The following is a 14062-nucleotide window of genomic DNA, read 5'->3' as shown; positions in this document are numbered from 1 at the left end:
TACTTTGACGAACCGGGCATGGAAACCCGGCGGTGTCTCAGGATCTGATAATATCGTTCTGTCTCAACAGATCTAATAATTGCTGTACCAAATTTGTTACTAATTGTTCACCATTGAGATGAATTTCTGCCGATTCAGGCGCTTCGTAAACGGAATCTATTCCCGTAAAGTTGCGCAGTTCACCGGCACGCGCTTTCTTATATAAGCCTTTTGGATCGCGGGCTTCGCAAATCGCCAACGGCGTATCGACAAACACTTCGATAAAGCGCCCTTCTCCTACGCGTTCGCGAACCATCTGGCGTTCGGCGCGGTGTGGCGAGATAAATGCGGTCAGCACCACCAGTCCGGCTTCAACCATCAAATTCGCCACTTCACCGACGCGACGGATATTCTCTTTACGATCGGCATCGCTAAAACCGAGATCGCTGCATAATCCGTGGCGAACATTATCGCCATCCAGCAGATACGTACTGACGCCGAGTTTATGTAACGCCTCCTCCAGCGCCCCGGCGACCGTTGATTTACCGGACCCGGAGAGGCCGGTAAACCACAGCACTACACCACGATGACCGTGGTGTAGCTCGCGTTGTTGCACAGTGACCGGATGGCTATGCCAGACGACGTTTTCGTCATGCAGCGCCATTATTTATCCCCCAGCAAATCGCGCGCGCCCCAGTGCGGAAAGTGGCGGCGAACCAGAGCATTCAATTCCAGTTCGAATGCACTAAATTCAGATGGCGCAGCAGTTGCCTGGCTAACTGGCTCGTGCACCATACCGGCACCCACGGTCACATTGCTCAGGCGATCGATAAAAATCAGCCCACCCGTCACCGGATTTTGTTGATAACGATCTAACACCAGCGGCTCGTCAAAAGTGAGATCCACGAGGCCGATCCCATTCAGTGGCAGGTTTTCAACTTCACGCTGGGTAAGGTTATTAATATCAACCTGATAGCGAATGCCATCAACACGCGCGCGCGTCTTCTTACCGGCAATTTTGATGTCGTAACTCTGCCCTGGAGAAAGCGGCTGTTCCGCCATCCATACCACATCCACCGACGCGCTCTGCACCGCCGGTAACGCTTCGTCTGCCGCCAGCAGCAGATCGCCACGGCTGATGTCGATCTCATCCGTCAGCACCAGGGTGATCGCTTCTCCGGCAAAGGCTTCTTCGCGATCACCATCAAAAGTCACGATCCGCGCGACGTTTGATTCCACACCAGAGGGCAGCACTTTGACACGTTGCCCGACTTCCACGCGACCGGATGCCAGCGTTCCGGCGTAACCACGAAAATCGAGATTCGGGCGATTAACGTACTGCACCGGGAAGCGCATTGGCTGAGCATCCACCACTCGCTGGATCTCCACGGTTTCCAGCACTTCGAGCAGTGTCGGACCGCTGTACCACGGCATACTTTCACTTTGCGATGCCACGTTGTCGCCTTCCAGTGCAGAGAGCGGCACAAAGCGGATATCCAGATTACCCGGCAGCTGCCCGGCAAAGGTCAAATAATCTTCACGAATACGGGTGAACGTCTCTTCACTGTAATCCACCAGATCCATTTTGTTGATCGCCACGACCAGATGTTTGATCCCCAACAGTGTGGAGATAAAACTGTGACGACGGGTTTGATCGAGCACGCCTTTACGGGCATCGATCAGTAAGATCGCCAGTTCACATGTCGATGCGCCAGTCGCCATATTGCGGGTGTACTGCTCGTGCCCTGGGGTGTCGGCGATAATAAATTTACGCTTCTCGGTAGAGAAATAGCGGTAGGCCACGTCAATGGTGATGCCCTGTTCGCGCTCAGCTTGCAGGCCGTCCACCAGCAGAGCCAGATCCAGCTTTTCGCCCTGGGTGCCGTGACGCTTACTGTCGTTATGCAGCGATGAGAGCTGATCTTCGTAGATTTGGCGGGTATCGTGCAGCAGACGACCAATCAGAGTACTTTTGCCGTCATCGACGCTACCACAGGTCAGAAAACGCAGCAGGCTTTTATGTTGTTGCGCAATCATCCAGGCTTCGACGCCGCCTTCATTGGCGATTTGTTGTGCAAGTGCGGTGTTCATCTTAAAAATACCCCTGACGTTTTTTCAGCTCCATAGACCCCGCCTGGTCGCGGTCAATCACGCGGCCCTGACGTTCACTGGTGGTGGAAACCAGCATCTCTTCGATGATCTCCGGCAGTGTTTGTGCATTTGACTCCACCGCACCGGTCAGCGGCCAGCAGCCCAGCGTACGGAAACGCACCATCCGTTTTTTAATCACTTCGCCCGGTTGCAGGTCGATACGGTTGTCATCAATCATCATCAACATACCGTCGCGTTCCAGAACCGGACGTTCCGCAGCGAGATATAGCGGAACAATGTCGATATTTTCCAGCCAGATGTATTGCCAGATATCCTGCTCGGTCCAGTTAGAGAGCGGGAAGACGCGGATGCTTTCGCCTTTGTTAATTTGCCCGTTGTAGTTGTGCCACAGCTCCGGGCGCTGATTTTTCGGGTCCCAGCGATGGAAGCGATCACGGAAAGAGTAGATACGCTCTTTAGCACGGGATTTCTCTTCGTCGCGGCGCGCACCACCGAAGGCGGCATCAAAACCGTATTTATTCAGCGCCTGCTTCAGGCCTTCGGTCTTCATAATATCGGTATGTTTCGCGCTGCCGTGCACGAATGGATTAATCCCCATCGCCACGCCTTCCGGGTTTTTATGCACCAGCAGCTCGCAGCCGTAGGCTTTCGCCGTACGATCGCGGAACTCATACATCTCGCGGAATTTCCAGCCGGTATCGACATGCAGCAAGGGGAAAGGCAGCGTACCTGGATAAAACGCCTTGCGCGCCAAATGCAGCATGACGCTGGAATCTTTACCGATAGAGTAGAGCATCACCGGATTTGAGAATTCTGCCGCCACCTCGCGAATAATGTGGATGCTTTCCGCCTCCAGTTGCCGCAGGTGAGTAAGTCGTTTTTGATCCATAACCGTTCCTTTGCAATACCGCTATTTTCTTGCCATCAGATGTTTCGACTATAGGGAGCGTAAGAGAACGAATGAAATTACCAATTAGAATGAGTAGTTCCTTAACGGAATAACGATTTGGCAAAGCTAATATCAAAAAGTGCTTAAGGCACCGGATTTCGGGCGTTTAGGAAGATTTGAAATTGTTTTAGCGCAGCGGCAGTTTCATACTATGGCGGTAAAAAAATTTGCATGGTATTTAAGGACTCACTATGTTTTCCGCATTGCGCCACCGTACCGCTGCCCTGGCGCTCGGCGTATGCTTTATTCTCCCCGTACACGCCTCGTCACCTAAACCTGGCGATTTTGCTAATACCCAGGCACGACATATTGCTACTTTCTTTCCGGGACGCATGACCGGAACTCCAGCAGAAATGTTATCTGCCGATTATATTCGCCAACAGTTTCAGCAAATGGGTTATCGCAGTGATATTCGGACATTTAATAGTCGGTATATTTATACCGCCCGCGATAATCGCAAGAACTGGCATAACGTGACAGGAAGTACGGTGATTGCCGCTCATGAAGGCAAAGCGCCGCAGCAGATCATCATTATGGCGCATCTGGATACTTACGCCCCGCTGAGCGATGCTGACGCCGATGCCAATCTCGGCGGGCTGACGTTACAAGGAATGGATGATAACGCCGCAGGTTTAGGTGTCATGCTGGAGTTGGCAGAACGCCTGAAAAATACGCCTACCGAGTATGGTATTCGATTTGTGGCGACCAGCGGCGAAGAGGAAGGGAAATTAGGCGCTGAGAATTTACTCAAGCGGATGAGTGACACCGAAAAGAAAAATACGCTGCTGGTGATTAATCTCGATAACTTAATTGTTGGCGATAAATTGTATTTCAACAGCGGTGTAAAAACCCCTGAAGCAGTAAGGAAATTAACGCGCGACAGGGCGCTGGCAATTGCGCGCAGTCACGGAATAGCCGCAACGACCAATCCGGGTTTGAATAAAAATTATCCGAAAGGCACTGGGTGTTGTAATGACGCAGAAATATTCGACAAAGCGGGCATTGCTGTACTTTCGGTGGAAGCGACTAACTGGAATCTTGGGAATAAGGATGGTTATCAGCAACGCGCAAAAACAGCCGCATTCCCTGCGGGAAATAGCTGGCATGACGTAAGACTGGATAATCAACAGCATATTGATAAGGCACTTCCTGGAAGAATAGAACGTCGCTGCCGTGACGTTATGCGGATAATGCTACCGTTGGTGAAGGAGCTGGCGAAGGCGTCTTGATGGGTTTGAAAATGGGAGCTGGGAGTTCTACCGCAGGGGCGGGGAATTCTAAGTGATATCCATCATCGCATCCAGTGCGCCCGGTTTATCCCCGCTGGCGCGGGGAACACACGCGCGTACCGGATCGCGGACAACAAATTGCCGGTTTATCCCCGCTGGCGCGGGGAACACCTGAAACCAGTTGGCTCGTTGTTCTTCTTTGGCGGTTTATCCCCGCTGGCGCGGGGAACACGCTCTTCAACGGTTAGCTCAGGAGCTTCTTCTCCGGTTTATCCCCGCTGGCGCGGGGAACACGCAGTGGTGAGGCCGGGAAGCGCGGTTGAGTCCGGTTTATCCCCGCTGGCGCGGGGAACACTGATCAGCGAGGACACCGGCGGCGATTTTCGTCGGTTTATCCCCGCTGGCGCGGGGAACACTGCTGGATGAGTTTATCGAACACAGAGCGGAGCGGTTTATCCCCGCTGGCGCGGGGAACACTGAACATCGATCGGGCGGTCGATAAAGTCATTCGGTTTATCCCCGCTGGCGCGGGGAACACGCTGGTTTTGAATCGTCCCGCGCTCGAGACGCGGGTTTATCCCCGCTGGCGCGGGGAACACTAGTTAACTTTTAGACAGAATATCCGTGTACCCGGTTTATCCCCGCTGGCGCGGGGAACACGGTTTTACAAGCTTAAATGATTTTAAATTTTGCGGTTTATCCCCGCTGGCGCGGGGAACACAACTGGATTCTGCTCTAATTATTACATCATCGCGGTTTATCCCCGCTGGCGCGGGGAACACGGAAACCGCCCCGGCGGTGGTTAGCTGTTTGCCGGTTTATCCCCGCTGGCGCGGGGAACACTTTGCTACCCGCTCAAAACCGCCGATTCGCGTCGGTTTATCCCCGCTGGCGCGGGGAACACTCGGCCAGCGTCCAGGCTGGCACCCGATATTCCGGTTTATCCCCGCTGGCGCGGGGAACACAGGAGTAGTGATATAACCGGAGATAGCTCGCGCGGTTTATCCCCGCTGGCGCGGGGAACACACTAAGCATACATATCTGTTTTTAAACAAATTTATTCCACATCAACAATCTACCAACTAAATTCAAACATTTCCTTATTTTTAAAGAACGTCTAACTTATTGATTATCAACAGGAAGAAAAGAAACCAAACGTAACCCATCCAAATCCACCGGAATACGTCTGTTTTTGCCCCAGGTCTGAAACTCAAAACCAGACTCAGTATTTGTCGCCCAGGCCATGACCACATTTCCACAACCTGCCAGTTGGGTAATTTGCTGCCAGATCATCTCCCGAATACGTTTTGATGTATCACCAACATACACACCGGCACGCACTTCCAGTAGCCAGATTGCGAGCCGTCCACGTAAGCGCGGCGGGACATTTTCTGTAACAACCACGACCATGCTCATCAGCCGCGTCCTCGATGACCGCTATCGCCCAACGTTTCAGGTTCGGGGATGGCTGGCGGTAACATATCCGGCGCAGGTTGTGGCGGTTCAATTTCACCTGCGGCAAGGACTTCCTCAATTAACGGTATTAATTTGCCCGTTAACTTAGTGCTACGGAAAATATCACGACAGGCTAATCTGACTTCTTTATCAGGTTCTGCGGGTTGCCTCGCCGCTATTTCAAATGCCTTTGGTACAACCGAATCAAATTTAATGATATCGGCTATGTCATAAACAAATGAAAGCGGTTTGCCACTATGGATAAACCCAATAGCGGGCGCATATCCCGCGGCTAATACTGCCGCTTCAGATATACCGTACAGACATGATGTAGCAGCACTGATGCAGCGATTCACAACATCGCCTTTTTCCCAGTCTTTAGGATCGTATTTGCGACCATTCCATTTCACACCATATTGTTTCGCCAGTAATGCATACGTCTGGCGAACGCGAGATCCCTCAATTCCACGTAGCTGCTCCACTGAACGGCGAGCTGGCGGTGGCTCACGAAAACGTAATTCATACATTTTGCGCACCACCTTCAGGCGTAGATCTTCCGTTAAAGCCAGCTTTGCCTGGTAGAGTAACTTATCAGCACGCGCCCCACCGGGTTGTCCGGAAGAGTAGACGCGAACACCCGCTTCACCGACCCAGACCAGTAGCGTCCCCACCGTGGCGGCCAGATGCACCGCCGTGTGGGAAACTCTCGTTCCCGGTTCGAGCATAATGCAGGCGACCGATCCCACCGGAATGTGCGTGCGGATCCCGGTTTTGTTGATCAGCACGAAAGCACCGTCCAGTACGTCGATTTGACCGTACTGGAGGAAGATCATGGAGGTGCGATCTTTTAACGGGATCGGACTCAGTGGTACAAACGTCACGCCTCTGCTCCGGGTTTGATCAGCATCAGACCACAGCCGAACGCCCGGCTTTTGCCATACCCCTGACTGAGACGTTGCAGAAATAACCCGGGATCGGTGACCGTAAGCATCCCCGTATAATCCACGCTACTGAACTGGATCAGTTGCCGGGTGTTTTCCCGCCGGAGTTGTTGTTGTCGGTAGGCATCAACCGAGGTATCCAGTAGTGTAAAACCACTTCTTTCCCCCTGCGCTGCCAGCCAGTCCAGCGCCGCCTGTTGTTGATGCAACCAGATATCACGCCCTTCCGCCTGCCCCTTCACCTGCCGTTTCGCCTCCATCAGCAGATCGTGGCGCTTGCCCGCTTTACAGATTGTTGGATTCGCCCGCAGGTTGAAACAAAGCGATTGTCCGGTACGCAACTCTGGCGCAAATGGTCGGCATTCGATGGTGAAAATATCACTTTCCGCCGGGCGTTCCTGCGAGTGGACAAAAAAGCGAAACGCACCCTGAAGTTCTTCCCGACGATAAAGAAATTGCCTGTCTTTGCCGCCAGGGAAGAGATCCCACAACCACTGATGCATCACATATTCACCGCGATCCACCAGATGCAGCAATTGTGCAGGCGAAAGCTGGCCGGTATGTAAGGTTATTCTTGAGAGGTACATGGTTCCTCCTTGCTGAGCCACGGCCCATGATTGACGGTGCGTTCCCCAAACAGCCATTGCTGACGATTTAAAGGAACATCCCGGCGGCGCAATATTTTGCTCGCGACCAGGCCGTCGTGCTCCCCTTCCCACCAGCATTCATCCTGAAGTTTCGGGAGTGAGACTTTCAGTTTATGGAAATGATCCTGATACTGTTGGTATGCATTACATAAGGCATCACACGCGTTGCCTTCGAGCAGTAACGGCGCAAGAGGTAATGCCAGCGGATGACTTTTTCGCCCCAGATAAAGCGGAAAAACTGGATGGCGTAAACCGTCCTGCAACTGTTCGAGGCTGTAAGGCGCATCGGCTGTTGTTGCCACCGCCACCATCCACCAGGCATCGGTGTAGTAGTCGCGCCGGGAGATAATCGCGCTCAAAAGCTCAGGGTCGCTCAACTCTTCGCGACGGCTGAAATAACGTGCTTTACGCACCTCTTTTGGCATCTGGACCGTGTGATAATCCCGTGCCCAGCGCGGGTTACGGCTGGCGCAAACCACCAGTGAATAGTGGCGATTAAACGCGTTTAAGCGTTCGGTATCATCACGCCGAATCCCTACCCCGGCAGCCAGTAGCCCCAGCAATGCTGAGCGCGAAGGAAGTTCATGGGTATGACGAACTTCACCTGGAGCATCGACCCCCCAGGACGCCATCGGTCCATGAAGCTGAAAAATCAGATATTGGCTCATAAGCCGCCCCTTACGCGCAGATAAAGTCCAGCACGTCCTTCATGCTTCCCTGTTTGTTCATCACGTCAAAACTTGCGCATTCGGTCTTCTGTTCGTAGACCGTATTCATGTTTTCGCGAAGCGTTGTAATACGCTGCACCGCCACATCTAACTGACGTGTGCCATTAATGGGTTCATAGAAAGCCGCCGCCAGAGAGCGTGGTTGATCGGTGCCTTTTTCTGCCAGCGCCCAGGAGGCGTAGGCACGGCTGGCAAAGCTGTTCTGTTTGCCGGTTGGGGAGACTTTAAGTGCGGCTTCCGTAAAGGCACGTATGGTCTGATTAGCTAACGCTTCGTCACCGCCGAGGTTTTCTACCAGCAGATCTTTATCAATGCAGATATAGGTGTAGAACAGCGCAGAACCGAATCCGGTTTCATCTACATGACCGGCACCGGCATCTTCAGAAGCCTGGCGTAAATCATCTACGGCGGTGAAAAAATCATTTTCGACAATCGTTTCACTGACACCAAACGCATGCGCGACCTGGCAGGCGGCTTCTACATTAAACCCGGGTTTTTTCGCCAGCATACGACCAAACATAGCGATATCTACCGCCATACGGTCTTTACGTAACAAAGCGAGATCTTTCTCTTTTGGCGCGCGCTTTTCTTCTGCCAGTTGATGGGCCAGCGCTTTTACGGCGTCAAATTCTGCCGGGCTGATATGGACGAGCTGTTCAGTTTCGGCGCTAGTGAGCGGATCTTTTGGTTTTTTGTCGTTTTTTTGTTTTTTGTCTTTTTTGGCTTTCCCAAGATAATCGGCTATCTCTACTGCCCATTCGATGGCTTTTTTATCTTCGATTCCTTTCTCAATCAGGATAGTTGCCGCCTCACGCGCAATACGCCCGCTACGAACACCAATATGGCCCGCCAGCGCCTGTTCAAAAAGTTCAGAAGTGCGCCAAGCACGCTTCAGACTTTGCGAGGAAACGCGCAGACGCGTTGCTCCACCCAGAATCACAGTTTTCGGAGAGCCGGAATCATCACGGTTAAGATTGGCAGCAGGGTAAGCGGTTAACAAATGAAGCTGAATAAATGTTGTCATGAGATAGTCCTTTATTAATTTTGTTCGTTATCGGCGTCGCCAGCCTGGTAATATTCCAGCGCCCAGCGGATACGGATAAATTCTGTTGGTCGCTGCTGGCGGCGGTGATGATTGAGCAGGTCATCGCTCTCCTGGCACCAGCGGAAGACCCCCTCTGCCAGAGAGTCAAGATTGACGGAACCGTTTAATAATTTGACCGCACGGCGTAACTGCCGCAATAAATCATCCGGCGTTTTTACTGCCAACAAACGAGTAAACCGCCCCTTTTTCATTACCGCCGCCAGTTGCGCGGCAAAAGGCTGCCGTTCGTCAATAGCTTTAACATTGGCGCTAACTGCTGCTATCAGCGCTAGTGCGGTGATACGCCACTCGGGTTCATCCTGCCACTTTATTTGTCTGTTCTTAAGAAACAGGCGAAATCCATCCGTCAGACAAACATCATTAACCGTCGTACTACGCCGCAGACTGGCACGCTCGCCGCGTTTATCCTGCAACTCTTCATGCCATTTACGCAGCGCAACTTTATGCTCATCTTTTACAATACTCATTCAGCAGCCTCCTGCTTTTTCTCCCTGGCGGCGTTAGCATTTTGCTTCTCCGCTGATGTTGTAAAATATTTCTTGCGTGCGGTCATGACGCGTTCCAAATCAACGGGCTCATATGGATTGGTAAAGACACGATCGTCAAAATCCTGACGCGCGAATAACCACATTTCCTTTTGCCATTTACTGAGTAATTCGTACGGATCCTGACCTTCTTCAATTTTGCGCACTAATCTCAGGAATCGATGCTGAGTTTTGTTCCAGAAGTCAATATCCACAAAACCGAAATCAAGCTTTGTGGTTTTCTTCTCAGAGAACCATGCTTCTTTCAACGCTCGGTGTAACAAGCTTAGAATGTGTGATGCCGCTTGCGCTGCCAGACGCAACTTAGGTATTAGGTCTTCTTTTTTGTTTAACAACAGCGGGAAATGGTGTTCATACCAACAACGAACCTTCATATCTTCAAAATCAAAACCAAATCCCCATAAGCCCACCCTTGTCTGCTTTAGATTGCTGGCATTCAAAAGTTTCACGACCTGTGCGGGGAGTTCAGTATTGTTTTTTGAGTTACCTACCTCTATGAGGCCTAACCAGTCGCGCCAGATTAAACCACCAGGTTGTGGTTTAACTGAGTAAAAATCTCCACCCTCTTTAAGCGGCAGACGGTAAGGTGTTAGAGGATGGCGCCACATGACGTATTGAACACCATAGTTTTTGAGTGACATCAAGCCCAAAAGAGCATCGCTCTGCCTACCGCAAATGTCGCAGTTACCTATTGAGGTTGTCTTAAAATCAATACGTATACGTCGTGGCATTCCCCAGTAGGCCTGAAGTTTATTGACTTGTTCATCCGTTACCACAGCACCGTCCAGTTCGCTGGTACGCGTCGGTGCAAGCCAAGGAAAGACCAGGTCATCAAAGGTTTTTGGTAAAGGTAAATCGGCTTCATCTTGCGGCATTACGTTTAGCCACAGCTTTCGCCACAAAGGGGTTTGTTGATTGCCCTGATACTCCAGCAATTCTATAAGTGTCGTCAGAGGCCCTCCGCCACGTAGCCCAGGATAGTAACCGCGTCCACCTATAGGTGCATTCAACTGGATTGAAAAAAGCGCTAAAGGCACACAATGCAGGCACAGATGCTGAGTTGTGTCTCGCTTAATAAAATGGTCTGTATTTCGTTCTTTTGTTTGTTTTCCTGGTGCGTCAGGAAGAAGCGAAGCAATAGAAGTTGCCTTAACTTTTAATTCATCAAAATCCTGCATAAATGAAGGGGAATCTGGCCCAAACTGAAAAGCATGTTCTAAAGACAGCAATGCTTCCCTTAGCTTTTCAGCTTCCAGTCCGTCTTCCCAGATATCATCCCAACGACGTTGATCTTTTGGCGCGAAGCTGGTTTGTAGTAGCCCCAACAAAAACTGCCAGGCCGCCCCCTGGAGATCTGCCCGCGGCGCAGCGATATCGACAACATTTTCATCAGCCAGATCGACTGGTGCCAGTTTGCCTGTCGTTCCGTCTTTAAAACGAACGGGCAACCACGGGGTTGTCAGAAGTGAAAACGAGTTCATACGCATCCTCTCGTAAAAAAGACCATCCCAGGTCGGTTGTCCATCCTTCCATCCTTTTCTGTATATCAACTATTCAGAGAGTCCTGTCGCAGACATCTCAACCAACCTTGCCAATCAATCCCTCCCTGGCCGAATACCCGCAACTTTCGTCATCGGTGACTAAAATCACGTTTGCCATTTCCGGATCTTGCCGCTGTTCAACGCACCACTGCCTGAACGCATCCCCTTCCAGTAAAGAAAACTCATCCCGATGTTTTTTCCACCAGCTTCGGCGCACTCTGACAACGCTCATTTCCCATGCGTGAGCACCGGTGGCATAAGGCTTCACCACACCGTCAATACAGGTAGCCAGCCACAGGGAAACAGACTCTTCAGCCAGACGTGTCGACAGTTTTTCCGGAAGGTAATCGTTGATATTGGCGGCATAGCCGGGCCTGAAGTTCAGCACATACTTTTTAGCCCTTGCGCGATCACAGTAATATTTGCCCACTTGCTCCTGCTCGCTGCGGGCAAATCCTTCCGGCATTACCACGTCCTCACCGTAAACTGATTCAATAAGAAGCCGGGCTGCGTGTGGCATCTGAATAGCGCCTTGCTCACGCAGCACACGCTGCGTCAGCCAGATTCGCCCATGATCGGGATAGACATATGCACTGTTACGCATGGCACTGCCGAACCATTCGTCACCAGGAGCGTCATCCCAGACGGGGGCCAGAATCAGCAATTCAGGGGGGGAACGCTCGTCTTTTCCGTCACGCTTTAACTGACCATTAATATCGCGGATATGCCGCTGTAATCGCCCCGCTCGCTGGATTAGCAAATCAATGGGGGCCAAGTCGGAGATCATTTCGTCCAGGTCAATATCCACGCTTTGTTCAATTACTTGTGTACAAACAATGACTTGTGACGCTCTCTGTAAACTACAATATTTACCAAAGCGTGCCAGCGTTTCCGTTTCAATTCGCTGGCGATCGCTAAAAGCAAAGCGGCTATGAAAAAGTGAAAGGCTGGAAGCAGGAATGACGCCGCGGGCAAGCAGCTGACGATACACCTGAATAGCGTCATCAACAGAATTCCGAATCCAGGCGATGCATTTCCCCTGACTTACCGCCGATTCGATACGCGCAATACACTCTTGTTCACTATGGAGCCAACCCACGCTCACGCTACGTTCAACTTCTTTGCGCGTCGCTACCCGGTGCGAATGTACATCGGTTTTCGTGACATGCGTCAGCCAGGGGTAATCATCTTTTCCCAGGAGTGGGGCTTCTTGCTGGCCCTCTGCACCACGCGCAAAGGCGGCGACGAGTTTGTCGCGCTGCTGTTGAGATAACGTAGCAGAAAGCAAAATAACGCTGTTTCCGCCACGCGCCTGCCGCTCGATCAGCCCTTCAAGAATGCACGACATGTAAGCGTCACAGGCGTGGATCTCATCAGCCAGCAGGATTTTGTTACTCAGCCCCAGAAGCCGCAGATTATTATGTTTAAACGGCATCACTGCCATCATCGCCTGATCCAGGGTGCCGACGCCAATTTCAGCCAGCAACGCCTTCTTGTTACTGTCGGCAAACCAGGCCGCACAACCCTGGCTGAAAGCTTGTTCATCCGGTTCTTCTGACCCGATTAAATCACCGGACCAGAGTGATTCATTAAAGCGGTCCATTAATGTGCGGGCACTGTGTGCCAGCACCAGGCTGGGGCGAGATTCTGGCGAATAGAAAGAAAGCCAGGTTTTGACCAGCCGATCGTACATGGCATTGGCCGTTGCCATTGTTGGCAGACCAAAAAACAGCCCCTGAGCTTTCCCCGCAGCTATCAACCTGTGCGCCAGGATAAGCGCCGCTTCTGTTTTACCTGCGCCAGTCACATCTTCCAGAATAAATAACTGCGGTCCTGGCTGGCTGATATCCAGATCCAGCACCTTTTGCTGTAACGGTGTCGGATTCTCAATAAAAGGAAACAGTGTATTAATTCCGGTGAAAGGTGCGGTTTCTGCTTTTGGAGGAAAGACGGTTAATGCGTTTTGAGCCTGCACTAAAGCCTTCTGCCAGTAATGTTTAATATCCATTGCCTGTGCGACGCGTGGAAAAAATCGCGTTGACGAACCTGTCCAGTCTGCGAGTACGACGGTTGCAGAGATATACCAGGAAAGGTGTTTTATAAGTTCAATGCCCTCGTCATCATCCCAGAATGCGGGGATCTCTATTCGCGGAAACAGTGCCTTGATTGCAAGGAGAAAATCTCGTGCTGCAGCTTTGTCTTCAGGCAGAAAATTATCCAATTCATCCATACGATCAGGGGGCCGACCATGATGCCCTGTCGTCACGGGCATCCACATTTCTATCACTCGCCTAAGTTTGCGCGGAGAGAGCGAAGATGAAGGAAGTAACTCCTGACATTCACTTAAATAATGATTCCACAACCAGTAGCCCAGCGTTGAATGAGAGATTTTTTCGTAATTTTTTCTGACACTTTCCTGAATCTTGAGTTCAGGGGGCAGGTAAAGTTGTTGAAAAGAGCGGGCAAATTTTCCAATATCGTGCCAGCACAGCAACCAGGCGAAAAATTGAGCCGCCTGTTCCTTGTCAGAAATCCCTAATTGACGAAAATAATCAGCCAGCCCGAAGCAATTTCTTTTAACCATTAAATAGCCCATCGCGGCTACATCCAGCGAATGCCAGCAAAGAAGGTGATAGTCGTCGCCCCCGTCTTTCTCGCCGCGTCGGGTTTTTCCCCAGAAATCAAAAAAAGTCACAATATTTTTATCCTTCAGTAAACTTAAAGGATATTTACGCATATTTTAAAAATTATCTGTGATATATATCAGCCAATAAAACATTTACATTATGAATAAATTAATGATTTTCATTTGAAATTCATAATAATAAATA

General features: G+C 51.0%; 12 protein-coding genes and 1 CRISPR repeat array. Of the genes, 1 reads left to right on the top strand and 11 read right to left on the bottom strand.

The window, feature by feature from the left end:
- Positions 1-37: 37 nt before the first annotated feature.
- The 3 genes from cysC to cysD are packed head-to-tail and all read right to left on the bottom strand — an operon-like array spanning position 38 to position 2980.
- Positions 38-643, bottom strand: a complete 606-nt coding sequence (cysC, locus tag HGD79_RS20920) for an adenylyl-sulfate kinase (protein ID WP_001173673.1) — start codon at positions 641-643, stop codon at positions 38-40.
- On the bottom strand, positions 643-2070 hold the full coding sequence (gene cysN, locus HGD79_RS20915; protein ID WP_001090361.1) for a sulfate adenylyltransferase subunit CysN: 1428 nt from the start codon (positions 2068-2070) through the stop codon (positions 643-645). Before cysN ends, cysC begins: the two co-directional genes overlap by 1 nt.
- Before the next feature lies 1 nt (position 2071).
- A complete protein-coding gene (gene cysD / locus HGD79_RS20910; protein ID WP_000372392.1) occupies positions 2072-2980 on the bottom strand; it encodes a sulfate adenylyltransferase subunit CysD in 909 nt (302 codons plus the stop codon).
- Positions 2981-3231: 251 nt separating this feature from the next.
- Between cysD and iap the strand changes: the two genes are divergently transcribed.
- Positions 3232-4269, top strand: coding sequence for an alkaline phosphatase isozyme conversion aminopeptidase (gene iap, locus HGD79_RS20905; RefSeq protein WP_000490402.1), 1038 nt, complete (start codon positions 3232-3234; stop codon positions 4267-4269).
- 81 nt (positions 4270-4350) lie between these two features.
- Positions 4351-5295: direct repeats of the CRISPR family, unit length 29 nt; unit sequence CGGTTTATCCCCGCTGGCGCGGGGAACAC.
- Positions 5296-5391: 96 nt separating this feature from the next.
- Here the strand turns inward: iap and cas2e are convergent.
- The 8 genes from cas2e to HGD79_RS20865 all read right to left on the bottom strand — a co-directional run bounded on the left by cas2e (position 5392) and on the right by HGD79_RS20865 (position 13968).
- Positions 5392-5685: a type I-E CRISPR-associated endoribonuclease Cas2e gene (cas2e, locus tag HGD79_RS20900; protein WP_000063179.1), complete on the bottom strand. Its 294-nt coding sequence runs from the start codon at positions 5683-5685 to the stop codon at positions 5392-5394.
- Positions 5685-6605, bottom strand: coding sequence for a type I-E CRISPR-associated endonuclease Cas1e (cas1e, locus tag HGD79_RS20895; RefSeq protein WP_021499365.1), 921 nt, complete (start codon positions 6603-6605; stop codon positions 5685-5687). The genes cas2e and cas1e overlap by 1 nt, the downstream gene beginning before the upstream one ends.
- Complete coding sequence (gene cas6e, locus HGD79_RS20890; RefSeq protein WP_021534494.1) at positions 6602-7252, bottom strand: type I-E CRISPR-associated protein Cas6/Cse3/CasE; 651 nt, start codon at positions 7250-7252, stop codon at positions 6602-6604. Before cas6e ends, cas1e begins: the two co-directional genes overlap by 4 nt.
- On the bottom strand, positions 7234-7980 hold the full coding sequence (cas5e, locus tag HGD79_RS20885; RefSeq protein WP_021534495.1) for a type I-E CRISPR-associated protein Cas5/CasD: 747 nt from the start codon (positions 7978-7980) through the stop codon (positions 7234-7236). The genes cas6e and cas5e overlap by 19 nt, the downstream gene beginning before the upstream one ends.
- Before the next feature lie 10 nt (positions 7981-7990).
- Positions 7991-9064: a type I-E CRISPR-associated protein Cas7/Cse4/CasC gene (cas7e, locus tag HGD79_RS20880; protein WP_000206406.1), complete on the bottom strand. Its 1074-nt coding sequence runs from the start codon at positions 9062-9064 to the stop codon at positions 7991-7993.
- Between the two features lie 14 nt (positions 9065-9078).
- Positions 9079-9612 carry a type I-E CRISPR-associated protein Cse2/CasB gene (casB, locus tag HGD79_RS20875; protein WP_000029313.1) on the bottom strand — a complete coding sequence of 178 codons (534 nt, stop codon included), beginning with the start codon at positions 9610-9612 and terminating at the stop codon, positions 9079-9081.
- The gene (casA, locus tag HGD79_RS20870; RefSeq protein WP_001084087.1) at positions 9609-11171 is read right to left on the bottom strand and encodes a type I-E CRISPR-associated protein Cse1/CasA; all 1563 of its coding nucleotides are present in this window, start codon (positions 11169-11171) and stop codon (positions 9609-9611) included. Before casA ends, casB begins: the two co-directional genes overlap by 4 nt.
- 97 nt (positions 11172-11268) lie before the next feature.
- Positions 11269-13968, bottom strand: a complete 2700-nt coding sequence (locus tag HGD79_RS20865) for a CRISPR-associated helicase/endonuclease Cas3 (RefSeq protein WP_096147483.1) — start codon at positions 13966-13968, stop codon at positions 11269-11271.
- Between the last annotated feature and the right edge of the window lie 94 nt (positions 13969-14062).

Origin of the sequence: Escherichia sp. SCLE84, from assembly GCF_012584495.1 — a bacterium.
In the GTDB taxonomy this organism is placed as follows: Bacteria; Pseudomonadota; Gammaproteobacteria; order Enterobacterales; family Enterobacteriaceae; genus ECMA0423.
The sequence above is the reverse complement of the archived record's forward strand: the minus strand, read 5'-3'. Positions and strand labels throughout refer to the sequence as shown.